The organism is Afipia clevelandensis ATCC 49720, assembly GCF_000336555.1.
Taxonomy (GTDB): Bacteria; Pseudomonadota; Alphaproteobacteria; order Rhizobiales; family Xanthobacteraceae; genus Afipia; species Afipia clevelandensis.
The window spans coordinates 1,514,110-1,534,712 of record NZ_KB375281.1 but is presented as its reverse complement, the minus strand read 5'-3'; the positions used below and the strand labels follow the sequence as shown (position 1 = coordinate 1,534,712).

The 20,603-nt window shown below is 62.0% G+C and carries 31 protein-coding genes; 29 read left to right on the top strand and 2 right to left on the bottom strand.

The features are described 5' to 3' along the window. Positions 1-20 precede the first annotated feature (20 nt). The 29 genes from fusA (at position 21) to rplQ (ending at position 18,138) form a co-directional block, all read left to right on the top strand. Positions 21-2,093, top strand: a complete 2,073-nt coding sequence (gene fusA, locus HMPREF9696_RS07165; protein WP_002712304.1) for an elongation factor G — start codon at positions 21-23, stop codon at positions 2,091-2,093. 37 nt (positions 2,094-2,130) lie between these two features. Next, the gene (gene tuf, locus HMPREF9696_RS07160) at positions 2,131-3,321 is read left to right on the top strand and encodes an elongation factor Tu (RefSeq protein WP_002712303.1); all 1,191 of its coding nucleotides are present in this window, start codon (positions 2,131-2,133) and stop codon (positions 3,319-3,321) included. Between the two features lie 79 nt (positions 3,322-3,400). Next, on the top strand, positions 3,401-3,709 hold the full coding sequence (gene rpsJ, locus HMPREF9696_RS07155; RefSeq protein ID WP_002712302.1) for a 30S ribosomal protein S10: 309 nt from the start codon (positions 3,401-3,403) through the stop codon (positions 3,707-3,709). A gap of 98 nt (positions 3,710-3,807) precedes the next feature. Continuing rightward, positions 3,808-4,533 carry a 50S ribosomal protein L3 gene (gene rplC, locus HMPREF9696_RS07150; protein ID WP_002712301.1) on the top strand — a complete coding sequence of 242 codons (726 nt, stop codon included), beginning with the start codon at positions 3,808-3,810 and terminating at the stop codon, positions 4,531-4,533. Next, entirely contained in the window at positions 4,533-5,153 is a 621-nt protein-coding gene (gene rplD / locus HMPREF9696_RS07145) for a 50S ribosomal protein L4 (RefSeq protein ID WP_002712300.1), read from the top strand. Before rplC ends, rplD begins: the two co-directional genes overlap by 1 nt. Continuing rightward, positions 5,150-5,449, top strand: coding sequence for a 50S ribosomal protein L23 (locus HMPREF9696_RS07140; protein ID WP_002712299.1), 300 nt, complete (start codon positions 5,150-5,152; stop codon positions 5,447-5,449). The genes rplD and HMPREF9696_RS07140 overlap by 4 nt, the downstream gene beginning before the upstream one ends. A gap of 11 nt (positions 5,450-5,460) precedes the next feature. After that, complete coding sequence (gene rplB, locus HMPREF9696_RS07135) at positions 5,461-6,294, top strand: 50S ribosomal protein L2 (RefSeq protein ID WP_002712298.1); 834 nt, start codon at positions 5,461-5,463, stop codon at positions 6,292-6,294. 13 nt (positions 6,295-6,307) lie between these two features. Beyond that, the gene (gene rpsS / locus HMPREF9696_RS07130; RefSeq protein ID WP_002712297.1) at positions 6,308-6,583 is read left to right on the top strand and encodes a 30S ribosomal protein S19; all 276 of its coding nucleotides are present in this window, start codon (positions 6,308-6,310) and stop codon (positions 6,581-6,583) included. 18 nt (positions 6,584-6,601) lie between these two features. Then, entirely contained in the window at positions 6,602-6,988 is a 387-nt protein-coding gene (gene rplV, locus HMPREF9696_RS07125) for a 50S ribosomal protein L22 (RefSeq protein ID WP_002712296.1), read from the top strand. Between the two features lie 15 nt (positions 6,989-7,003). Next, positions 7,004-7,705, top strand: coding sequence for a 30S ribosomal protein S3 (gene rpsC / locus HMPREF9696_RS07120; RefSeq protein ID WP_002712295.1), 702 nt, complete (start codon positions 7,004-7,006; stop codon positions 7,703-7,705). A 33-nt stretch (positions 7,706-7,738) separates the two neighbouring features. Further along, positions 7,739-8,152, top strand: coding sequence for a 50S ribosomal protein L16 (gene rplP, locus HMPREF9696_RS07115; protein WP_002712294.1), 414 nt, complete (start codon positions 7,739-7,741; stop codon positions 8,150-8,152). A gap of 5 nt (positions 8,153-8,157) precedes the next feature. Then, positions 8,158-8,364, top strand: coding sequence for a 50S ribosomal protein L29 (gene rpmC / locus HMPREF9696_RS07110; protein ID WP_002712293.1), 207 nt, complete (start codon positions 8,158-8,160; stop codon positions 8,362-8,364). A gap of 10 nt (positions 8,365-8,374) precedes the next feature. Further along, positions 8,375-8,623 carry a 30S ribosomal protein S17 gene (rpsQ, locus tag HMPREF9696_RS07105; RefSeq protein WP_002712292.1) on the top strand — a complete coding sequence of 83 codons (249 nt, stop codon included), beginning with the start codon at positions 8,375-8,377 and terminating at the stop codon, positions 8,621-8,623. Positions 8,624-8,662: 39 nt separating this feature from the next. Then, entirely contained in the window at positions 8,663-9,031 is a 369-nt protein-coding gene (gene rplN / locus HMPREF9696_RS07100; protein ID WP_002712291.1) for a 50S ribosomal protein L14, read from the top strand. Then, positions 9,031-9,345 (top strand): 50S ribosomal protein L24, encoded by a 315-nt coding sequence (rplX, locus tag HMPREF9696_RS07095; protein ID WP_002712290.1) that lies wholly within the window; start codon positions 9,031-9,033, stop codon positions 9,343-9,345. Before rplN ends, rplX begins: the two co-directional genes overlap by 1 nt. Next, on the top strand, positions 9,338-9,895 hold the full coding sequence (gene rplE, locus HMPREF9696_RS07090) for a 50S ribosomal protein L5 (protein ID WP_002712289.1): 558 nt from the start codon (positions 9,338-9,340) through the stop codon (positions 9,893-9,895). Before rplX ends, rplE begins: the two co-directional genes overlap by 8 nt. Positions 9,896-9,946: 51 nt before the next feature. Then, positions 9,947-10,252 carry a 30S ribosomal protein S14 gene (rpsN, locus tag HMPREF9696_RS07085; RefSeq protein ID WP_002712288.1) on the top strand — a complete coding sequence of 102 codons (306 nt, stop codon included), beginning with the start codon at positions 9,947-9,949 and terminating at the stop codon, positions 10,250-10,252. 14 nt (positions 10,253-10,266) lie between these two features. Further along, positions 10,267-10,665 carry a 30S ribosomal protein S8 gene (gene rpsH / locus HMPREF9696_RS07080; protein WP_002712287.1) on the top strand — a complete coding sequence of 133 codons (399 nt, stop codon included), beginning with the start codon at positions 10,267-10,269 and terminating at the stop codon, positions 10,663-10,665. A 13-nt stretch (positions 10,666-10,678) separates the two neighbouring features. After that, on the top strand, positions 10,679-11,212 hold the full coding sequence (rplF, locus tag HMPREF9696_RS07075; RefSeq protein WP_002712286.1) for a 50S ribosomal protein L6: 534 nt from the start codon (positions 10,679-10,681) through the stop codon (positions 11,210-11,212). Between the two features lie 11 nt (positions 11,213-11,223). Beyond that, positions 11,224-11,586: a 50S ribosomal protein L18 gene (rplR, locus tag HMPREF9696_RS07070; RefSeq protein WP_002712285.1), complete on the top strand. Its 363-nt coding sequence runs from the start codon at positions 11,224-11,226 to the stop codon at positions 11,584-11,586. 72 nt (positions 11,587-11,658) lie between these two features. Beyond that, the gene (gene rpsE, locus HMPREF9696_RS07065) at positions 11,659-12,237 is read left to right on the top strand and encodes a 30S ribosomal protein S5 (RefSeq protein WP_002712284.1); all 579 of its coding nucleotides are present in this window, start codon (positions 11,659-11,661) and stop codon (positions 12,235-12,237) included. 71 nt (positions 12,238-12,308) lie between these two features. Beyond that, the gene (gene rpmD / locus HMPREF9696_RS07060) at positions 12,309-12,506 is read left to right on the top strand and encodes a 50S ribosomal protein L30 (protein WP_002712283.1); all 198 of its coding nucleotides are present in this window, start codon (positions 12,309-12,311) and stop codon (positions 12,504-12,506) included. An 11-nt stretch (positions 12,507-12,517) separates the two neighbouring features. Beyond that, a complete protein-coding gene (rplO, locus tag HMPREF9696_RS07055) occupies positions 12,518-13,036 on the top strand; it encodes a 50S ribosomal protein L15 (RefSeq protein ID WP_002712282.1) in 519 nt (172 codons plus the stop codon). A gap of 124 nt (positions 13,037-13,160) precedes the next feature. After that, positions 13,161-14,492: a preprotein translocase subunit SecY gene (gene secY, locus HMPREF9696_RS07050; RefSeq protein WP_002712281.1), complete on the top strand. Its 1,332-nt coding sequence runs from the start codon at positions 13,161-13,163 to the stop codon at positions 14,490-14,492. Further along, complete coding sequence (locus tag HMPREF9696_RS07045) at positions 14,489-15,415, top strand: adenylate kinase (protein WP_002712280.1); 927 nt, start codon at positions 14,489-14,491, stop codon at positions 15,413-15,415. Before secY ends, HMPREF9696_RS07045 begins: the two co-directional genes overlap by 4 nt. A gap of 161 nt (positions 15,416-15,576) precedes the next feature. Then, a complete protein-coding gene (gene rpsM, locus HMPREF9696_RS07040; RefSeq protein ID WP_002712279.1) occupies positions 15,577-15,945 on the top strand; it encodes a 30S ribosomal protein S13 in 369 nt (122 codons plus the stop codon). A gap of 108 nt (positions 15,946-16,053) precedes the next feature. Beyond that, complete coding sequence (gene rpsK / locus HMPREF9696_RS07035) at positions 16,054-16,443, top strand: 30S ribosomal protein S11 (RefSeq protein ID WP_002712278.1); 390 nt, start codon at positions 16,054-16,056, stop codon at positions 16,441-16,443. Positions 16,444-16,560: 117 nt separating this feature from the next. Further along, positions 16,561-17,592 carry a DNA-directed RNA polymerase subunit alpha gene (locus HMPREF9696_RS07030; RefSeq protein WP_002712277.1) on the top strand — a complete coding sequence of 344 codons (1,032 nt, stop codon included), beginning with the start codon at positions 16,561-16,563 and terminating at the stop codon, positions 17,590-17,592. A 126-nt stretch (positions 17,593-17,718) separates the two neighbouring features. Continuing rightward, complete coding sequence (gene rplQ, locus HMPREF9696_RS07025) at positions 17,719-18,138, top strand: 50S ribosomal protein L17 (RefSeq protein WP_002712276.1); 420 nt, start codon at positions 17,719-17,721, stop codon at positions 18,136-18,138. 206 nt (positions 18,139-18,344) lie between these two features. Here rplQ and HMPREF9696_RS07020 read toward each other — a convergent pair whose 3' ends face one another. Together HMPREF9696_RS07020 and HMPREF9696_RS07015 are read right to left on the bottom strand one after the other, a co-directional pair. Further along, positions 18,345-19,466 (bottom strand): DUF5938 domain-containing protein, encoded by a 1,122-nt coding sequence (locus HMPREF9696_RS07020; protein WP_002712275.1) that lies wholly within the window; start codon positions 19,464-19,466, stop codon positions 18,345-18,347. Positions 19,467-19,566: 100 nt separating this feature from the next. Further along, complete coding sequence (locus HMPREF9696_RS07015; protein WP_002712274.1) at positions 19,567-20,370, bottom strand: SDR family NAD(P)-dependent oxidoreductase; 804 nt, start codon at positions 20,368-20,370, stop codon at positions 19,567-19,569. Positions 20,371-20,603 lie beyond the last annotated feature (233 nt).

The window sequence follows — 20,603 nt, the reverse complement described above, 5'->3', positions numbered from 1 at the left end:
ACGGACATTAAGGACAGCCCATGCCCCGCCAACATGCCATCGAGGATTACCGTAATTTCGGTATCATGGCGCACATCGACGCCGGTAAAACGACGACGACCGAGCGCATCCTCTATTATACCGGCAAGAGCCATAAGATCGGCGAAGTGCACGAAGGTGCCGCGACGATGGACTGGATGGAGCAGGAGCAGGAGCGTGGCATCACGATCACCTCGGCTGCGACCACCGCGTTCTGGAACGGCAAGCGCCTGAACATCATCGACACCCCCGGCCACGTCGACTTCACCATTGAAGTCGAGCGTTCGCTGCGCGTGCTCGACGGCGCCGTTTGCGTTCTCGACTCCAACCAGGGCGTCGAGCCGCAGACCGAAACCGTCTGGCGTCAGGGCGACAAGTACAGGGTTCCGCGCATCGTCTTCGCCAACAAGATGGATAAGACCGGCGCTGACTTCTACAAGTGCCTGCAGGACATTATCGACCGCCTCGGCGCGAAGCCGGTTGCGATCCAGCTCCCGATCGGCGCCGAGAACAACTTCAAGGGTCTGGTCGACCTCGTTCGCATGAAGGCTGTCGTCTGGGCTGACGAAGCGCTCGGCGCGAAGTTCGAGGATCAGGAGATTCCGGCTGACCTGGTCGAGAAGGCCAAGGAATACCGCGAGAAGATGATCGAAGCCGCCGTCGAGCTCGACGACGACGCCATGGCTGCTTACCTCGACGGCAACGAGCCGGACGAGGCGACGCTCAAGCGTCTGATCCGCAAGGCGGTTCTGACCGGCGCGTTCTATCCGGTGCTCTGCGGCTCGGCCTTCAAGAACAAGGGCGTGCAGCCGCTGCTCGACGCCGTCGTCGACTACCTGCCGTCGCCGGTCGACGTGCCTGCGATCAAGGGCACCGACGAGGACGGCAACGAAGTCGTGCGCAAGGCGGACGACAAGGAGCCGCTGGCTCTGCTCGCGTTCAAGATCATGGACGACCCGTTCGTCGGCACCATCACCTTCTGCCGCATCTACTCTGGCATTCTCCAGAGCGGCACCGGCGTCGTGAACTCGACCCGCGAGAAGAAGGAACGTATCGGCCGCATGCTGCTGATGCATGCGAACAACCGCGAAGACATCAAGGAAGCCTATGCCGGCGACATCGTCGCGCTGGCCGGCCTCAAGGAAGCCCGCACCGGCGACACGCTGTGCGACCCGGATCATCCGGTCATCCTTGAAAAGATGGAATTCCCGGAGCCGGTCATCGAAATCGCGATCGAGCCGAAGTCGAAGGCCGATCAGGAAAAGCTGGGCGTTGCGCTTGCGAAGCTCGCTGCGGAAGATCCGTCTTTCCGCGTGTCGACCGATCACGAGTCCGGCCAGACCATCCTCAAGGGCATGGGCGAACTCCATCTCGACATCAAGGTCGACATTCTCCGCCGTACCTACAAGGTCGACGCCAACATCGGCGCGCCGCAGGTTGCGTTCCGCGAGAAGATCACCAAGCCGGCCGAGGTCAAGTACACCCACAAGAAGCAGACCGGCGGTACCGGTCAGTTCGCGGAAGTGTCGCTTGTGGTCGAGCCGAACGAGCCGGGCGCCGGCTTCGTGTTTGAATCGAAGATCGTCGGTGGTGCGGTTCCGAAGGAATACATCCCCGGTGTTGAAAAGGGTCTCAACAGCGTCATGAACTCGGGCGTTGTCGCCGGGTTCCCTGTGGTGGACGTCAAGGTCTCGCTGGTCGACGGCAAGTACCACGACGTCGACTCGTCGGCGCTGGCCTTTGAAATCGCCTCGCGTGCTGCATTCCGCGAAGCGCTGCAGAAGGGCAAGTCGGTCCTCCTCGAGCCGATCATGAAGGTCGAGGTGGTGACCCCTGAGGACTACACGGGTTCGGTGATCGGCGATCTCAACTCCCGCCGTGGCCAGATCCAGGGTCAGGACATGCGCGGCAACGCCAACGTGATCAATGCGATGGTGCCGCTCATGAACATGTTCGGTTACGTGAACAACCTGCGCTCGATGAGCCAGGGCCGCGCGACCTTCACGATGCAGTTCGATCACTACGCTGAAGCGCCGGCCAACGTGTCGGCAGAAGTCCAGAAAAAGTTTGCTTGATTTCTTTGACGCGAGTCAAAGTTGAACGGAGAACGTCATGGCTAAAGCTAAATTTGAACGTACCAAACCGCACTGTAACATCGGCACCATCGGTCACGTCGACCATGGCAAGACGTCGCTGACCGCGGCGATCACCAAGGTTCTCGCTGAAGCCGGCGGCGCGACGTTCACCGCTTACGACCAGATCGACAAGGCGCCGGAAGAGAAGGCGCGCGGCATCACCATCTCGACCGCTCACGTCGAGTATGAGACCCCGAACCGCCACTACGCGCACGTCGACTGCCCCGGCCACGCCGACTACGTGAAGAACATGATCACCGGCGCTGCCCAGATGGACGGTGCGATCCTCGTCGTGTCCGCTGCCGACGGCCCGATGCCGCAGACCCGCGAGCACATCCTGCTCGCCCGTCAGGTCGGCGTTCCTGCGATCGTCGTGTTCCTGAACAAGTGCGACATGGTCGACGATCCGGAACTGCTCGAGCTCGTCGAGATGGAAGTTCGTGAACTGCTCTCGAAGTACAACTTCCCGGGCGACGACATTCCGATCATCCGCGGTTCGGCGCTCTGCGCGCTCGAAAACAAGGAGCCGAAGCTCGGCCACGACGCCGTCCTCGAGCTCATGAAGGCTGTCGACGAGTTCATTCCGCAGCCGGCCCGCCCGGTTGACCAGCCGTTCCTGATGCCGGTCGAAGACGTGTTCTCGATCTCGGGCCGCGGCACGGTCGTCACCGGCCGCGTCGAGCGCGGCATCATCAAGGTCGGCGAGGAAATCGAAATCGTCGGTCTGCGTGAAACCCAGAAGACCATCGTTACCGGCGTTGAAATGTTCCGCAAGCTGCTCGATCAGGGCCAGGCTGGCGACAACATCGGTGCGCTGCTCCGCGGCACCAAGCGCGAAGAAGTCGAGCGCGGCCAGATTCTCTGCAAGCCGGGTTCGGTCAAGCCGCACACCAAGTTCAAGGCTGAGGCTTACATCCTCACCAAGGAAGAGGGCGGCCGTCACACGCCGTTCTTCACCAACTACCGTCCGCAGTTCTACTTCCGCACCACCGACGTGACCGGTGTTGTGCACCTGCCGGAAGGCACGGAAATGGTGATGCCGGGCGACAACATCGCGATGGAAGTGCACCTGATCGTGCCGATCGCGATGGAAGAGAAGCTCCGCTTCGCGATCCGTGAAGGCGGCCGCACCGTCGGTTCGGGCGTCGTTTCCAGCATCATCGAGTAAGAGCCAATAGCGATTGGGGAGTGGCGAGTAGAGATATTCGCTACTCGCTACTCACCACTCACTAAAGAAAGAAGCGGCAATGAACGGCCAGAATATTCGCATCCGTCTCAAGGCGTTCGACCATCGGATTCTCGATACGTCGACCCGCGAGATCGTGAACACGGCAAAACGCACCGGTGCCCAGGTTCGCGGACCAATTCCGCTGCCGACCCGCATCGAGAAGTTCACCGTCAACCGTTCGCCGCACGTTGACAAGAAGAGCCGCGAGCAGTTCGAGATGCGCACTCACAAGCGCCTTCTCGATATCGTCGATCCGACCCCGCAGACCGTGGACGCGCTGATGAAGCTCGACCTCGCCGCCGGTGTCGACGTCGAGATCAAGCTCTGAGCATGACCCCGAAAAGTGGGCACCGGTTTTCGGACCGGGTCATGCTCGCAAAGTAGATTAGCTAGTCCCTCGGGACAGAAAGAACAGGAAGCACGCCGATGCGCTCCGGAGTGATCGCACAAAAGGTCGGGATGACGCGGGTCTTTACGGAGACCGGTGAACATATCCCTGTGACCGTGCTCAAGTTGGGCAATTGCCAGGTTGTTGGCCATCGCACGACCGAGAAGAATGGATACGTCGCGCTGCAGCTCGGTTCGGGCTCGCGCAAGAGCGTCTATCTGCCGAAGGCGGAACGCGGCCAGTTTGCCGTCGCCAAGGTCGAGCCGAAGCGCAAGGTCGCGGAATTCCGCGTGTCGGAAGACTCGCTGATCCCGGTCGGCGCGGAGATCCAGGCCGATCACTTCGTTGTCGGTCAGTTCGTCGACGTCACCGGCACCTCGGTCGGTAAGGGCTTCGCGGGCGGCATGAAGCGCTGGAATTTCGGCGGTCTGCGTGCAACCCACGGCGTCTCGGTCTCGCACCGCTCGATCGGTTCGACCGGTGGCCGTCAGGACCCGGGCAAGACCTTCAAGAACAAGAAGATGCCCGGCCATATGGGCGTCGATCGCATCACCACGCTGAACCTGCGCGTCGTCCAGACGGACGTGGCGCGCGGCCTGCTGCTGATCGAAGGCGCCGTTCCGGGCTCCAAGGGCGGCTGGATCACCGTGCGCGACGCGGTGAAGAAGGCATTGCCGAAGGATGCGCCGAAGCCCGGCAAGTTCAAGCTGGCTGGCGAAACCGATGCTGCTGCTGAAGCGGCTCCGGCTGGGGAGGGTGCGTGATGGAATTGAAGGTCACAACCCTTGAAGGCAAGGCGGTTGGCTCCGTTCAGCTCTCGGACGAGATTTTCGGTCTCGAGCCGCGCAAGGATCTGATCCAGCGCGTCGTGAACTGGCAGCTCGCCAAGCGTCAGGCCGGCACGCACAAGGCCAAGGGCCGTGCGGAAGTCTGGCGCACCGGCAAGAAGATGTACAAGCAGAAGGGCACCGGCGGTGCTCGTCACGGTTCGGCCCGCGTTCCGCAGTTCCGCGGCGGCGGTCGTGCCTTCGGTCCGGTCGTACGCAGCCATGCCTACGATCTGCCGAAGAAGGTCCGTGCGCTCGGCCTCAAGCACGCCCTGTCGGCGAAGGCGAAGGACGGCGGTCTGATCGTGATCGAGAACGCCGATCTCAAGGACGCCAAGACCAAGGCGCTGCTCGGCCACTTCTCGGGCCTGGAAATCACCAACGCGCTGATCGTTGACGGTGCCGAGGTGAACAACGGTTTCGCGCAGGCCGCGCGCAACATTCCGCACATCGACGTGCTGCCGATTCAGGGCATCAACGTCTATGACATCCTGCGCCGTCAGAAGCTCGTTCTGACCAAGGCCGCTCTCGATGCGTTGGAGGCGCGCTTCAAATGACCACTCATGATGCGCGTCATTACGACATCATCGTCGCCCCGGTGATCACCGAAAAGGCGACCGTGGCTTCGGAGCACAACAAGGTTGTGTTCAAGGTCGCCGCCAAGGCGACCAAGCCGCAGATCAAGGACGCGATTGAGAAGCTGTTCGACGTCAAGGTGAAGAGCGTCAACACGCTGGTTCGCAAGGGCAAGATGAAAGTCTTCCGCGGCCAGTTCGGTTCTCAGTCGGACACCAAGCGCGCTGTTGTGACCCTTGAAGAGGGCCACCGCATCGACGTGACCACCGGGCTGTAAGGCGAACGACGATGGCATTGAAAACATTCAACCCCACGACGCCGGGCCAGCGCCAGCTGGTGATGGTCGATCGTTCGGCGCTCTACAAGGGCAAGCCTGTCAAGGCTCTGACCGAAGGCAAGAACTCGTCCGGCGGACGCGGCAACACCGGCCGCATCACCGTGCGTTTCCGCGGCGGCGGCCACAAGAAGGCTTACCGCATCGTCGATTTCAAGCGCACCAAGGTCGATGTTCCGGCCAAGGTCGAGCGTCTTGAGTACGATCCGAACCGCACCGCCTTCATCGCGCTGATCAAGTACGAAGACGGCACCCAGGCTTACATCCTCGCGCCGCAGCGTCTGGCCGTGGGTGACACCGTTGTCGCCGGCGCTTACGTCGACGTGAAGCCGGGCAATGTCATGCCGCTGGGCAACATGCCGGTCGGCACCATCGTGCACAACGTCGAGCTGAAGATCGGGAAGGGTGGCCAGATCGCCCGTTCCGCGGGCACCTACGCCCAGATCGTCGGCCGCGACCATGACTTCGTGATCATCCGTCTGAACTCGGGCGAACAGCGCCTGGTTCACGGCCGCTGCACCGCCACCATCGGTGCGGTGTCGAACCCGGATCACATGAACATCTCGATCGGCAAGGCAGGCCGCAAGCGCTGGATGGGCCGTCGCCCGCACAACCGCGGCGTTGTCATGAACCCGGTCGACCATCCGCACGGCGGCGGTGAAGGCCGCACCTCGGGCGGCCGTCACCCGGTCACTCCGTGGGGCAAGCCGACCAAGGGCAAGAAGACCCGCACCAACAAGTCGACCAACAAGTTCATTCTCATCAGCCGCCACAAGCGGAAGAAGTAAGGAAACGCCGGACATGGTTCGTTCAGTCTGGAAAGGCCCGTTCGTTGAAGGCTCTCTGCTCAAGAAGGCAGATGCAGCGCGTTCGAGCGGCCGTCACGACGTTATCAAGATCTGGAGCCGCCGCTCGACGATCCTCCCGCAGTTCGTGGGACTCACCTTCGGCGTCTACAACGGTCAGAAGCATGTTCCGGTCGCGGTGAACGAGGAAATGGTCGGTCACAAGTTCGGCGAGTTCTCGCCGACCCGTACCTTCCACGGCCATTCGGGCGACAAGAAAGCCAAGAAGTAAGGGCTTGAGGACTTAGTCATGAGCAAACCAAAGCGCGAACGGGTTCTCCCGGACAACGAGGCCAAGGCGGTAGCCCGCATGCTTCGCGTCTCGCCGCAGAAGCTGAACCTTGTTGCGCAGTTGATCCGCGGCAAGAAGGCATCGTCTGCGCTCGCCGACCTGCAGTTCTCGCGCAAGCGGATCGCCGGCGACGTCAAGAAGTGCCTGGAGTCCGCGATCGCGAACGCCGAAAACAACCATGATCTCGATGTCGACGCGCTCGTCGTCGCCGAGGCGCATGTTGGCAACGGCATCGTGATGAAGCGTTTCGCACCGCGCGGCCGTGGCCGTTCGGGTCGTGTTTACAAGCCGTTCTCGCAGCTGACGATCGTCGTTCGTCAGGTCGAGGCCGAGGCGAGCGCCTAAGGGCGGGAGAAGACGATGGGTCAAAAGATCAATCCAATCGGGCTGCGTCTCGGTATCAACCGGACCTGGGATTCCCGTTGGTTCGCCGGCAAGAACGAGTATGCGAAGCTCCTCCACGAGGACATCCGCATCCGCGAAGTGCTGATGAAGGAACTGAAGCAGGCCGCCGTTGCGCGCATCGTGATCGAGCGCCCGCACAAGAAGTGCCGCGTGTCGATCTACTCGGCGCGTCCGGGCGTGGTGATCGGCAAGAAGGGCGCCGACATCGACAAGCTGAAGAAGAAGGTCGCCGACATCACCGACTCCGATGTCGTGATCAACATCGTCGAAATCCGCAAGCCGGAACTCGACGCGACCCTGGTTGCCGAGTCGATCGCGCAGCAGCTCGAGCGCCGCGTTGCGTTCCGCCGCGCCATGAAGCGCGCCGTTCAGTCGGCGATGCGTCTGGGCGCCGAAGGCATCCGCATCAACTGCTCGGGCCGTCTCGGCGGCGCCGAAATCGCGCGTATGGAATGGTATCGTGAAGGCCGCGTGCCGCTGCACACGCTGCGCGCCGATGTGGACTACGGTGTCGCCACCGCGTTCACCACGTTCGGCACCTGCGGCGTCAAGGTCTGGATCTTCAAGGGCGAAATCCTCGAGCACGATCCGATGGCCCAGGACAAGCGTATGGCCGAAGGCGACAGCGGGCGTCCGTCCCGTCGCGATGCGGCCTGATTGAAATTTGAAGAAGGTTTGAGGGCGTAAGCCATGATGCAACCAAAGAAGACAAAGTTCCGAAAGGCGCATAAGGGCCGTATCCACGGCGTCGCCTCGTCGGGCGCGACGTTGTCTTTCGGCCAGTTCGGCCTGAAGGCGATGGCGCCGGAGCGCATCACCGCGCGCCAGATCGAAGCCGCCCGCCGCGCGCTGACCCGTCACATGAAGCGTGCCGGCCGCGTCTGGATCCGCGTGTTCCCGGATGTGCCGGTGTCGAAGAAGCCTGCTGAAGTCCGCATGGGCTCGGGCAAGGGCGCTCCGGAATTGTGGGTGGCGCGCGTCAAGCCGGGCCGCATCATGTTCGAGATCGACGGCGTGACCCATCAGACCGCGAAGGAAGCTCTCGAGCTTGCCGCCGCCAAGCTGCCGATCAAGACGCGCTTCGTCGCGCGCATTGCGGAGTAAGGACCATGGCCGAACTGAAAGTCGAAGACATTCGCGCGATGAGCCCCGATCAGATGGACGAAGCCGTCCTCAATCTGAAGAAGGAGCGGTTCAACCTGCGTTTCCAGCGTGCCACCGGGCAGCTCGAGAACACCTCGCGCCTGCGTGAAGCTCGCCGCGATATCGCACGCATCAAGACCATCGCCGCGCAAAAGCGCGACGGCAAGAAGTAAGGGGCGAAAGATGCCGAAGCGTACTCTCCAGGGCGTCGTCGTCAGCGACAAGCAGGACAAGACCGTTGTCGTGCGTGTCGACCGCCGCTTCACCCACCCGATCTACAAGAAGACCATTCGCCGGTCCAAGAACTACCACGCGCATGACGAGAACAACCAGTTCAAGGCAGGCGACACGGTCTGGATCGAGGAAAGCAAACCACTCTCGAAGTTGAAGCGCTGGACGGTTGTCCAGAGCGACGCCAAGAAAACAGCTTAAAGCGCAAATAGCGCATCAGAAAGAGGACGAGGTGCATCAATGATTCAGATGCAGACCAACCTCGACGTGGCCGATAATTCCGGCGCGCGCCGTGTCATGTGCATCAAGGTTCTTGGAGGTTCCAAGCGCCGCTATGCAACGGTGGGCGACATCATCGTCGTCTCGATCAAGGAAGCCATTCCACGCGGCAAGGTGAAGAAGGGCGACGTCATGAAGGCGGTCGTCGTTCGCGTCGCCAAGGACATCCGCCGGGCTGACGGTTCCGTCATCCGCTTCGACCGCAACGCGGCTGTGTTGATCAACAACCAGTCCGAGCCGGTCGGCACCCGTATCTTCGGGCCGGTGCCGCGCGAGCTTCGCGCCAAGAACCACATGAAGATCATCTCGCTTGCGCCGGAGGTGCTGTAATGGCTGCCAAGATTCGCAAGGGTGACAAGGTCATCGTGCTGTCGGGCCGCGACAAGGGCCGGACCGGCGAAGTGTTTGAGGTGCGCCCCACCGAGAACCGTGCGCTGGTGCGCGGCGTCAACCTGGTGAAGCGTCACCAGAAGCAGACCCAGGCCCAGGAAGGCGGCATCATCACCAAGGAGTCGCCGATCCACCTGTCCAACATCGCGCTCGTCGGCAAGGACGGCAAGCCGACCCGCGTCGGCTTCAAGGTCCAGAAGGACGGCACCAAGGTGCGCGTTGAGAAGCGCTCGGGAGCAGAGATCAATGGCTGAGACCGCATACGTTCCGCGCCTGCGCGCGCAGTTTGACAAGGAAATCCGCGGCAAGCTGGTTGAGCAGTTCGGCTACACCAACGCGCTGCAGGTTCCGGTGCTCGAGAAGGTCGTGCTCAACATGGGCATCGGCGAAGCCGTCAACGACCGCAAGAAGGTCGAGCTGGCTGCTGCCGATCTCGCGCTGATCGCCGGCCAGAAGCCGGTTGTCACGCATTCCCGCAAGGCGATCGCGACCTTCAAGCTGCGTGAAGGCCAGGCCATCGGCGCCAAGGTGACGCTGCGCAAGTCCCGCATGTACGATTTCGTCGATCGTCTTGTGAACATCGCGCTGCCTCGCGTCCGCGACTTCCGCGGCCTCAATCCGAAGAGCTTCGACGGAATGGGCAACTACTCGCTCGGCCTCAAGGAGCACATCGTGTTCCCGGAAATCGACTACGACAAGTCGGGCGAGACCTGGGGCATGGACATTACGATCTGCACCACCGCCGCCACGGACGACGAGGCGCGGGCGTTGCTGACCGCATTCAATTTTCCGTTCCGGCAGTGAGCCGCTGAATTAGTCAGCGCCTCAAACGCGGAAAGGTATGGAGACTACTCGATGGCTAAGAAGAGTTCTGTCGAAAAGAATAACCGGCGTCAGAAGATGACGAAGAACGCTGCTCCCAAGCGCGCCCGTCTGAAGGCGATCATCGCCGACAAGACCAAGCCGATGGAAGAGCGTTTCGCGGCGACGATCAAGCTCGCCGAGATGCCGCGCAACTCGTCGGCGACCCGCATCCGCAACCGCTGCGAAGTCAGCGGCCGTTCGCGCGCGGTGTATCGCAAGAACAAGATGAGCCGCATCGCGCTCCGTGAATTCGGCTCGAAGGGCCTGATTCCGGGTCTCGTGAAGTCGAGCTGGTAAGGGGAGGCGGAGACATGTCAACGCACGATCCGATCAGCGATCTCATCACCCGCATCCGCAACGCGCAGATGCGCAACAAGTCCAAGGTTTCGACCCCGGGCTCGAAGATGCGCGCCAACGTGCTCGAAGTGCTCAAAGCCGAGGGTTACATTCGCGGCTATGCAGCGGTCGAACATGCCGGTGGCCACAACGAGCTGGAAATCGAGCTGAAGTACTTCGACGGCGAGCCGGTCATCAAGGAGATCGAGCGCGTGTCGAAGCCGGGCCGCCGGGTCTACGCTTCGGTGAAGAACCTGCCGCGCGTCCGCAACGGCCTTGGCATCTCGGTTCTGTCGACGCCGAAGGGAATCATGGCTGACCACGACGCGCGTGACGCGAATGTGGGCGGCGAAGTTCTCTTCACGGTGTTCTAAGGAAGGAAGATCAATGTCCCGCGTAGGCAAAAGGCCCGTCGCGATCGCCTCCGGCGTCACCGCGAATGTTGAAGGGCAGACCGTCAAGATGAAGGGCCCGAAGGGCGCGCTTCAGTTTGTCGTGCATGACGACGTTTCGGTCGAGATGAAGGACGGCGCGATCACGGTTGCGCCGCGCTTCGAGACCAAGCGCGCGCGTTCGCTGTATGGCACCGCTCGCGCCCAGATCGCGAATCTGGTCGAAGGCGTCACCAAGGGCTTCGAGAAGAAGCTGGAAATCACCGGCGTCGGTTACCGCGCTGCGCTTCAGGGCAAGAACCTGCAGCTCTCGCTCGGCTACAGCCACGATGTGGTCTACGCGATTCCGGAAGGGATCCAGATCGCCGTGCCGAAGCCGACCGAAATCACCATTGCCGGCAACGACAGCCAGCGCGTCGGCCAGGTCGCCGCCGAGATCCGCAGCTACCGTCCGCCGGAGCCCTACAAGGGCAAGGGCGTGAAGTACGCCGATGAATTCATCTTCCGCAAGGAAGGCAAGAAGAAGTAACGGAGCCGGTCATGTCGAAACTCAAGGTCACGAATGCCCGGCGCAAGCAGCGCGTTCGTCTCGCGCTGCGCCGGACCGCGAATGGACGTCCGCGCCTGTCGGTGTTCCGCTCGTCGAAGCACATCTACGCTCAGGTCATCGACGACGTGAAGGGCGAGACTCTCGCCTCCGCTTCGTCGCTGGAGAAGGCCATGCGCGACACCGGCAAAACCGGCGCGGATATCGACGCGGCGAAAGCCGTGGGCAAGCTGCTCGCCGAGCGCGCCGTGAAGAACGGCGTCAAGGAAGTGGTGTTCGACCGTGGCGGCTATCTCTATCACGGCCGCGTCAAGGCGCTCGGCGACGCCGCGCGGGAAAGCGGCTTGAGCTTCTAAGCTCGGCTTTTGAATTTGGTTTGAACGGATACAGGGTCAGAGGCGTGAGCCTCGCAAGGATTGGAAAACACCATGGCAGGTGAACGCGAACGCGGTGGACGCGAGCGGGGCGGTCGGGATCGGGAAGAGCGCGACAGCGAGTTCGTCGACAAGCTCGTCCACATCAATCGTGTGGCGAAGGTCGTCAAGGGCGGCAAGCGCTTCGGTTTTGCGGCTCTGGTCGTCATCGGCGATCAGAAGGGCCGGGTCGGGTTCGGCCACGGCAAGGCGCGCGAAGTGCCGGAAGCGATCCGCAAGGCGACCGAGTCGGCCAAGCGCAACCTGACGCGCGTCGCGCTGCGCGACGGCCGCACGCTGCATCACGACATCGCTGGCCGTCATGGCGCCGGCCGCGTTTACCTGCGCGCCGCTCCTGCCGGTACCGGCATCATCGCGGGCGGCCCGATGCGCGCCGTCTTCGAGACCCTGGGCATCCAGGACGTGGTGGCGAAGTCGATCGGCTCGTCGAATCCCTACAACATGGTTCGCGCGACCTTCGACGCGCTGAAGCATCAGGATTCGCCGCGTTCGGTCGCCAACCGCCGCAACATCAAGGTGTCCACGTTGCAGTCCCGCCGTGTCGGCGGTGACGCGGAAGCTGTCGCGGAATAATCAGGGCCTGATCCGGAACACGGTTTCGGATCAGTTCATGCCAGTCTGAAAAGACGTTTTGGAGTTAGACCATGGCCAAGGCCGCAACGAAAACCATCAAGGTCGAGCAGACCGGCAGCCCGATCCGCCGCCACAGCTCGCAGCGCGAGACCCTGATCGGTCTGCGTCTCAACAAGATCGGCCGCGTCGCCGAGCTGCAGGATTCCCCTGAGGTTCGCGGCATGATCAACAAGGTCAGGCACCTCGTTCGCGTCGTCGGCGAGAAGTAAGGAAGCAAGCGATGAAGCTCAATGAAATCGCCGACAACGCCGGCTCGCGCAAGAAGCGCATGCGCGTTGGCCGTGGCATTGGCTCCGGCAAGGGCAAGCAGGCAGGACGCGGCGGCAAGGGCCAGACCGCGCGCTCGGGCGTGCGCATCAAGGGCTTTGAAGGCGGCCAGATGCCGCTGCATCGCCGTCTGCCGAAGCGCGGCTTCAACAACATTTTCGCGCTCGACCTGACGGAGGTCAATCTCGACCGCCTGCAGGAAGCCATCGACGCCAAGAAGCTGGACGCGGGTTCTACCGTGAATGCGGAAGCGCTGGTGAAGTCGGGCATTCTGCGCCGCTCGAAGGACGGCGTGCGTCTCCTCGGCCGCGGCGAACTCAAGTCGAAGCTGACCGTCGAAGTGTACGGCGCCACCAAGTCCGCCATTGCGGCTGTCGAGAAGGCCGGCGGTTCGGTGAAGATTCTGGCGCCGGCGAAGGATGCCGCCGCGCAAAAGGCTGCGGCCAAGAAGCCGAACAGGAAGGCCTCGTAAAATTCCGTCACGCCCGGCCTTGTGCCGGGCATCCACGTCTTTACCTCTTTGATGTCTCAAAGAACAAGGCGTGGAGGGCCGGGAATGAGCCCGGCCTGATGCGTTGAAGGAACCGGGATCAAACATGGCCTCTGCAGCGGAACAACTTGCGGCAAACCTCAACTTCTCGGCATTTGCAAAGGCTGACGAGCTCAAGAAGCGCATCTGGTTCACACTGGGTGCGCTGCTTGTTTATCGGCTGGGCACCTATGTGCCGCTGCCGGGCATCGACCCGAATGTCTGGAGCCAGATCTTCAAGTCGCAGGCCGGCGGCATTCTCGGCATGTTCAACATGTTCGCCGGCGGCGGCATCAACCGCATGGCGATCTTCGCGCTGAACATCATGCCGTACATTTCGGCGTCGATCATTCTTCAGCTTCTGACCACCGTGTCGCCGCAGCTCGAAGCCCTCAAGAAGGAGGGCGAGTCGGGCCGCAAGGTCATCAACCAGTACACCCGCTATCTGACCGTGGTGCTCGCGACGTTCCAGGCTTATGGCATCGCCGTCGGCCTCGAAGGCGCGGGCAATGTCGTCTCGGATCCCGGCCTGTTCTTCCGTCTGTCCACCACGATCACGCTGGTCGGCGGCACCATGTTCCTGATGTGGCTCGGCGAGCAGATCACCTCGCGCGGCATCGGCAACGGCATCTCGCTCATTATCATGTCCGGCATCGTCGCCGAATTGCCGTCGGCGATCGCGGGCACCCTCGAACTCGGCCGCCAGGGCGCGCTGTCGACGGTGCTGATTCTGGCGATCATCATCATGGCTGTTGCGGTGATCGCGCTGATCGTGTTCGTCGAGCGCGCGCAGCGCCGCCTGCTGATCCAGTATCCAAAGCGTCAGGTCGGCAACAAGATGTTCGAGGGCCAGTCCTCGCATCTGCCGCTCAAGCTCAATACCTCGGGCGTCATTCCGCCGATCTTCGCCTCGTCGCTGCTGCTGCTGCCGACCACCATCGCGCAGTTCAACGCGGGCAAGGGGCCGGAATGGTTCCAGTGGCTGACCACGCAGCTCGCGCACGGCCGCCCGCTGTTCCTTGTGCTGTATCTCGGCCTGATCGTGTTCTTCGCGTTCTTCTACACCGCGATCGTGTTCAACCCGACCGAGACCGCGGACAATCTGAAGAAGCACGGCGGCTTCATTCCGGGCATCCGTCCGGGCGAGCGCACCGCCGAATACATCGACTACGTGCTGTCACGCATCACCGTGATCGGTGCGATCTATCTGGCCGTCGTCTGTCTGGTGCCTGAAATCCTGATCTCTTACGCATCCGTGCCGTTTTATCTCGGCGGCACATCGTTGCTGATCGTTGTCAGCGTGACGATGGATACGGTGGCTCAGGTGCAGGGCTATCTGCTGGCGCACCAGTATGAAGGACTGATCCGTAAATCGAAATTGAGGGGCCGCCGTAAATGAGGTTGATTCTTCTCGGGCCGCCGGGGGCGGGCAAGGGAACGCAGGCGCAACGACTGGTTCACAAGCACGGCATCGTTCAGCTCTCCACCGGAGAGATGCTGCGTGCCGCTGTTGCAGCCGGAACGCCGATCGGCCTCAAGGCGAAGGACATCATGGCCAGCGGCGCGCTGGTGCCTGATGATGTTGTGGTCGGGATCATCGCCGACCGCATCGAGGAGCCGGACGCGAAGAAGGGATTCATCCTCGACGGCTTTCCGCGCACCGTGCCGCAGGCCGCTGCGCTCGACGAATTGCTCAAGAAGAAGCATCTCAAGCTCGACGCTGTCGTTGAGCTGCGTGTGAATGAAAGCGCGCTGCTCGAGCGGGTCGAGACCCGCGTGGCGCAGATGCGCGAACGCGGTGAGGAAGTCCGGATCGACGATACCCCGGAGGTGCTCTCGAAGCGCCTGGCGAGCTACCGCGCGCAGACCGAGCCGCTGGTTCATTATTACTCGGAGAAGCGCAAGCTCATCACCGTCGATGGCATGATGACCATCGAGCAGGTGACCGCCGCGATCAACCGCGTGCTGGCCGCGCTGGAGGCCGATTCGGCCGCCAAGGCCGAGAAGAAGGCTGCCGCCCGCAAGCCTGCCAAGGCCAGGAAGCCCGCCGGCAAGGCCAAGGCAGCCACCGCGGCAAAGGGAACCGGGAAGGCTGCGAAAAAGTCGGCCAAGAAGGCGGTCAAGAAAGCTGCCAAAGCGACCGCCCGGAAGGCCAAAAAGGCCTCGAAACCGGCTGGTAAGGCCGTGAAGGGCCGGAAAAAGACCGCCGCGAAGGCCAAAAGCCGGGCGGCGGGAACCCGGACCGTGAAGACCCGGAAAGTGGCTAAAAAGGCCACGAAAAAGGGCGCTAAGACCGTCAAACGGTTGACGAAACGGCGCTGAATACATTAATAAGCCCGCATCCAGTCGGATAAGTTCAGACGATGCCGGGCCCCGAAAGAAAATGGGGAGGGCGTCGTGTTCGCGTTTGTGAACACCCGCCCGACGCAAAGAGATCAACGAGACAAGCCGGTCCGTGATGGACGGCGACAGGAGCGAAGACCGTGGCCCGTATTGCAGGCGTCAACATTCCGACCAACAAGCGCGTGCTGATCGCGCTTCAGTACATTCATGGCATCGGCCAGAAGAATGCCGCGACCATCGTCGAGCAGCTCAAGATTCCGGCCGAACGCCGCGTCTCGCAGCTCACCGACGCTGAAGTGCTTCAGATCCGCGAAATGATCGACCGCGATTTCCTCGTGGAAGGCGACCTTCGCCGCGAAGTCGGCATGAACATCAAGCGCCTGATGGACCTCGGCTGCTATCGCGGCCTGCGTCATCGCCGCGGCCTTCCGGTACGCGGCCAGCGCACCCACACCAATGCGCGCACGCGCAAGGGCCCGGCCAAGGCAATCGCCGGCAAGAAGAAGTAATTTTCGTTTCTATCAAACCGATCCGGTCGTCATGCGGCGGCCGGTGATCACCTGAAATTCCCCAGCGTCTGGAATCACGGACGCGCTTGAAGGAAAAGAAGAGACCAAATGGCTAAAGATGCTACCCGCGTACGTCGCCGTGAACGCAAGAACATCGCATCCGGCATTGCGCACGTAAATTCGTCGTTCAACAACACCACCATCACCATCACCGATGCGCAGGGCAACACCATTGCCTGGTCGTCGGCCGGAACGATGGGTTTCAAGGGATCGCGCAAGTCGACTCCGTATGCGGCGCAGGTTGCTGCCGAAGACGTGTCGAAGAAGGCGCAGGAACACGGCATGCGCACGCTTGAAGTCGAAGTCGCAGGCCCCGGTTCGGGCCGTGAATCGGCGCTGCGCGCGCTGCAGGCCGCGGGCTTCACCGTCACCTCGATCCGCGACGTGACCACGATCCCGCACAATGGTTGCCGCCCGCGCAAGCGCCGGCGCGTCTGATTGTTTGGACTGCCGCGGGCGTTCGACGCCCGCGTTGTTTTTGAGATGCGATGACGCGGCCATGTTTAACAACGGTGCCCGCGCCGCAAAACCTCCAACGCCAGTGATTTTGATGGCATGGGTGAACAAGTGACGATCCAGAAAAATTGGCAAGAACTCATTCGTCCGAACAAGCTCAACGTGACGCCCGGTTCGGACCCGACCCGTTTCGCAACCGTCATCGCTGAACCTCTCGAGCGCGGTTTCGGCCAGACGCTCGGCAACGCGCTTCGCCGCGTGCTGCTGTCGTCGCTGCAGGGCGCTGCCGTGCAGTCGGTTCACATCGACGGCGTGCTGCACGAGTTCTCCTCGATCGCCGGCGTGCGCGAGGACGTGACCGACATCGTGCTGAACGTGAAGGACATCTCGATCAAGATGCAGGGCGAAGGCCCGAAGCGCATGGTCGTCAAGAAGTCCGGCCCCGGCGTCGTCACCGCAGGCGACATCCAGACCGTCGGCGATGTCGTCGTTCTGAATCCTGACCTGCAGCTATGCACGCTGGACGAGGGCGCTGAAATCCGCATGGAATTCACCGTCAACACCGGCAAGGGCTATGTCGCCGCCGAGCGCAACCGTCCGGAAGATGCGCCGATCGGCCTGATCCCGGTGGACAGCCTGTTCTCGCCGGTCCGCAAGGTGTCCTACAAGGTTGAGAACACCCGCGAAGGCCAGATCCTCGACTACGACAAGCTGACGCTGACCATCGAAACCAACGGCGCAATCTCGCCGGACGATGCGCTCGCTTACTCGGCGCGCATCCTGCAGGATCAGCTCAACGTGTTCGTGAACTTCGAGGAGCCCCGCAAGGAAGTTGCCGCCGAGATCATTCCGGATCTCGCCTTCAACCCGGCCTTCCTCAAGAAGGTGGACGAGCTCGAACTGTCGGTGCGTTCGGCGAACTGCCTGAAGAACGACAACATCGTCTACATCGGCGATCTCGTGCAGAAGTCGGAAGCGGAAATGCTCCGCACCCCGAACTTCGGCCGCAAGTCGCTGAACGAAATCAAGGAAGTGCTGGCCCAGATGGGTCTGCACCTTGGCATGGAAGTGCCCGGCTGGCCGCCGGAGAACATCGACGAGCTGGCCAAGCGCTTTGAAGACCACTACTGAGCAAGTTAGGCGCGAGAGCAGAGTGATCCTTCTCTCGCGCTGATTGTTACCGGGCGAACGCAGGCAGCCCACCTGAGCAACATGTCCGACGAACCGTCGCGGCAACTGAAATAGAGGACTATCATCATGCGTCACGGCAAGGTTCATCGTAAGCTCAACCGCACCGCAGAGCATCGCAAGGCGATGTTCGCCAACATGGCGGCTGCGCTGATCAAGCACGAGCAGATCGTCACCACGCTTCCGAAGGCGAAGGAACTTCGTCCGATCGTCGAGAAGCTGGTCACCCTCGGCAAGCGTGGCGGTCTCGCCCTGCGCCGCCAGGCGATCGGCGAAATGCGCGACCACGATCAGGTCAAGAAGCTGTTCGACGTTCTGGCGCCCCGCTACAAGGATCGTCAGGGCGGTTACACCCGCATCATCAAGGCCGGTTTCCGCTACGGCGACAACGCGCCGATGGCCGTGATCGAGTTCGTCGACCGCGACGTCGATGCCAAGGGCCAGGATTCGGGTCCGGTACAGGAAGCGGCTTCGTCGGAAGCGGCGTAAGCCGTCCGGCTCATCAAGAATTCAAAAGCGGCGCCTCGGGCGCCGCTTTTTTGTTTGCGGGCGAACCCGTCATGGCAAGGGGGACCCGAATCGGCGCTTTGCGCCGTCCGGGCACAGGCTCCGCGACGAAGCAATCCACTTGGATGATCGAGATGGATTGCTTCGCTGCGCTCGCAATGACGGGAATGAAGACCGTCGCGGCCGCTCTAGGTCTGTACGGTGAGGATCGGATTCATCACCAGCCCGAAGCTGCGCAACTGGCCTAGCAGTTCGCGATGGCCGAACGCCTGACAGCCCGAGGCGAAGCCGACCTTGCGGGGCGGGGTCTGCAGCAGCGAGTAGGCGGCATAGGCCTGCAGCATCCCGGTCTGCTTGTAGTTGCAGTTGCCGTGAATGACGCAGTGGGCGCGCCCAAGCGGGCCTGAGGCATAGACCGAGTCGATCGAGGTGTTGACGCGCGGATTTTCGCGCGGCGGCATCGCCGCTTGCACAGTCGCGGCAATGTCGGCCAGCGCCTTCTCCTGCTGATCCGGCGGCAGCGGCTTGATCTGCTCTTTCACCATCTGCGTGGTCTGCACCACGCCTTCCATCACCGGGCGGGCGAGAACGCCGCCGAGCACGCGGCAGCTTTGCACGCGCGGATCGTTCTTGAACCAGACCGGATGCGCGGTGCCGCCCCATGGCACGGCAATCGCCGTTTCATGCTGTCCGGGTACGACAACATCGGCGCGGGCGGTAACGTCCCATTCCATATATTTGTTCTGTTCGAGGTAGTACCAGTTCGCCTTGAGAATGGTGAAAATGGTCTGTGTCGAGGCGTAGGTCGGAAAACCTTTCCAGAACACCAGAATGTCGAGCGTATCGAGGCCGGGCGTTTCGAGGCAGATGTTCGCCGCGATTTCGCCCGTCGTATACATCTGCGCGATGTTCGGCGCGAGCAGCAGACCCTTCGCGGCGAACTTGTCGCCCCAGGTCTTTTGCGCATGCATCACCCAGTCCTGCTCGCCGGTCGTGTCGCTGTAGTGGCAACCGGCAGCGAGGCAGGCTTCCACCACTTCGCTGCCGTACTTGATAAACGGGCCGACCATGTTGCTGACGACGCGCGTGCCCTTGAACAGCTTTGTCAGTGCCTCGACCGTGTGTTCGACTTCGACGACTTCATAGTCGGCGGTCTCGATGCCCGGGATCTTGTCGACCACGGCCTGAACCTTGGCCTTGTCGCGGCCGGCGGCGATGAACGGGACGTTGTACTCGCGCAGATATTCGCAGACGAGGCGGCCGGTATATCCGGAGACGCCATAGACGACGACGGGTCGCTTGTCGCTCATTTGAAAATCCTCCCTGTTGCATGATGTTTTGCTTAACGACGAGGGCACAGCGCCTTCATCGTTGCGTTGTTGTGAGCAGGCTGACGCAGATGGCAGCGGCTCAGGTGCCCATGCCGCCTTCGACCGGCAGGCCGATGCCGGTGATGAAGCGCGCCTCGTTGGAGCAGAGGAAGACGGCGGCATCCGCGATGTCGCCGACCTCGGCAAGACGTCCGAGCGGGGTCTGGTCGATCACCGAAGCGACCGCGGCGTTGACGTCGGCGGCAAGACCCAGCGCGGCAATATCGTTCGCCAGCTTCAGGCCCATCTCCGTTGGCGCGAGGCCGGGATAAAGGCAGTTCACGCGCACGCCGTAACCTAGTTTACCGGCTTCCATCGCGCCGACGCGGGTCATCCGGTCGACGGCGGATTTGGTGCCGGAGTAACCTGCGATGGCAGGGTAGGCGATGGTGGCTGCGACCGACGAGATGTTGACCACAGCGCCGCCTTTGCCCGCCGCGCCGCCCGGGCGCATGGCGCGGAATGCGTGCTTCATGCCGAGGGCCGTGCCGACGATGTTGACGTCGCACATCTTGCGCACGTCCTCGGCCTTCACGTCGATCAGGAGCGAGGTGATTTCGATACCGGCGTTGTTGATGAGGATATCGTAACCGCCGAGTTCGGCGACGGTCGCCGCAACGGCTTTTTCCCATTGCCCATCGTCGGTGACGTCGAGTGCGCAAAAACCGGTCTCGACGCCTGCATGGGCAATCTTGGCGGCGGTTTCTTTTCCGAGTGGCGCGAGGACGTCGGTGATCATGACCGACGCACCCGCATTCGCGAGCGCGGTTGCGATTGCTTCTCCGATGCCTCGCGCTCCGCCGGTCACCAGGGCCTTTCGGCCAGCCAGACTCTTTCCGCTCATTGACAACTTCCTCCCTCGTTAACGGCTCGTCGCCTGAGAGATTGAAATCGCTGCGGGGAGGCCGGCTCTGAGGGGACCGGAGGTTCCTCCGCAATCGTCCAAAATCTTGACGATTGGCCAATTTTATTTTGACAAACGTCCAATAGAATCTTGACGGTTGTCAAGTATTGGTTTTGGGTGGAAGCGGGATTTTCCTGTCGGCCCGTGCATAATCGGTGCGCCGGTGACTCGAA

Coding starts and splice junctions, on each gene's coding strand:
- rpsN (WP_002712288.1), top strand. CDS start 9,947: ATGGCTAAGAAGAGTTCTGTCGAAAAGAATAACCGGCGTCAGAAGATG.
- rpsQ (WP_002712292.1), top strand. CDS start 8,375: ATGCCGAAGCGTACTCTCCAGGGCGTCGTCGTCAGCGACAAGCAGGAC.
- rpsJ (WP_002712302.1), top strand. CDS start 3,401: ATGAACGGCCAGAATATTCGCATCCGTCTCAAGGCGTTCGACCATCGG.
- rpsC (WP_002712295.1), top strand. CDS start 7,004: ATGGGTCAAAAGATCAATCCAATCGGGCTGCGTCTCGGTATCAACCGG.
- rplB (WP_002712298.1), top strand. CDS start 5,461: ATGGCATTGAAAACATTCAACCCCACGACGCCGGGCCAGCGCCAGCTG.
- rplF (WP_002712286.1), top strand. CDS start 10,679: ATGTCCCGCGTAGGCAAAAGGCCCGTCGCGATCGCCTCCGGCGTCACC.
- HMPREF9696_RS07045 (WP_002712280.1), top strand. CDS start 14,489: ATGAGGTTGATTCTTCTCGGGCCGCCGGGGGCGGGCAAGGGAACGCAG.
- HMPREF9696_RS07140 (WP_002712299.1), top strand. CDS start 5,150: ATGACCACTCATGATGCGCGTCATTACGACATCATCGTCGCCCCGGTG.
- HMPREF9696_RS07020 (WP_002712275.1), bottom strand. CDS start 19,466: ATGAGCGACAAGCGACCCGTCGTCGTCTATGGCGTCTCCGGATATACC.
- rpsS (WP_002712297.1), top strand. CDS start 6,308: ATGGTTCGTTCAGTCTGGAAAGGCCCGTTCGTTGAAGGCTCTCTGCTC.
- secY (WP_002712281.1), top strand. CDS start 13,161: ATGGCCTCTGCAGCGGAACAACTTGCGGCAAACCTCAACTTCTCGGCA.
- rpmD (WP_002712283.1), top strand. CDS start 12,309: ATGGCCAAGGCCGCAACGAAAACCATCAAGGTCGAGCAGACCGGCAGC.
- rplE (WP_002712289.1), top strand. CDS start 9,338: ATGGCTGAGACCGCATACGTTCCGCGCCTGCGCGCGCAGTTTGACAAG.
- rplQ (WP_002712276.1), top strand. CDS start 17,719: ATGCGTCACGGCAAGGTTCATCGTAAGCTCAACCGCACCGCAGAGCAT.
- tuf (WP_002712303.1), top strand. CDS start 2,131: ATGGCTAAAGCTAAATTTGAACGTACCAAACCGCACTGTAACATCGGC.
- rplN (WP_002712291.1), top strand. CDS start 8,663: ATGATTCAGATGCAGACCAACCTCGACGTGGCCGATAATTCCGGCGCG.
- rplV (WP_002712296.1), top strand. CDS start 6,602: ATGAGCAAACCAAAGCGCGAACGGGTTCTCCCGGACAACGAGGCCAAG.
- HMPREF9696_RS07015 (WP_002712274.1), bottom strand. CDS start 20,370: ATGAGCGGAAAGAGTCTGGCTGGCCGAAAGGCCCTGGTGACCGGCGGA.
- rplC (WP_002712301.1), top strand. CDS start 3,808: ATGCGCTCCGGAGTGATCGCACAAAAGGTCGGGATGACGCGGGTCTTT.
- rplO (WP_002712282.1), top strand. CDS start 12,518: ATGAAGCTCAATGAAATCGCCGACAACGCCGGCTCGCGCAAGAAGCGC.
- rplP (WP_002712294.1), top strand. CDS start 7,739: ATGATGCAACCAAAGAAGACAAAGTTCCGAAAGGCGCATAAGGGCCGT.
- rplR (WP_002712285.1), top strand. CDS start 11,224: ATGTCGAAACTCAAGGTCACGAATGCCCGGCGCAAGCAGCGCGTTCGT.
- rpsE (WP_002712284.1), top strand. CDS start 11,659: ATGGCAGGTGAACGCGAACGCGGTGGACGCGAGCGGGGCGGTCGGGAT.
- rplX (WP_002712290.1), top strand. CDS start 9,031: ATGGCTGCCAAGATTCGCAAGGGTGACAAGGTCATCGTGCTGTCGGGC.
- HMPREF9696_RS07030 (WP_002712277.1), top strand. CDS start 16,561: ATGGGTGAACAAGTGACGATCCAGAAAAATTGGCAAGAACTCATTCGT.
- rpsH (WP_002712287.1), top strand. CDS start 10,267: ATGTCAACGCACGATCCGATCAGCGATCTCATCACCCGCATCCGCAAC.
- fusA (WP_002712304.1), top strand. CDS start 21: ATGCCCCGCCAACATGCCATCGAGGATTACCGTAATTTCGGTATCATG.
- rplD (WP_002712300.1), top strand. CDS start 4,533: ATGGAATTGAAGGTCACAACCCTTGAAGGCAAGGCGGTTGGCTCCGTT.
- rpsK (WP_002712278.1), top strand. CDS start 16,054: ATGGCTAAAGATGCTACCCGCGTACGTCGCCGTGAACGCAAGAACATC.
- rpmC (WP_002712293.1), top strand. CDS start 8,158: ATGGCCGAACTGAAAGTCGAAGACATTCGCGCGATGAGCCCCGATCAG.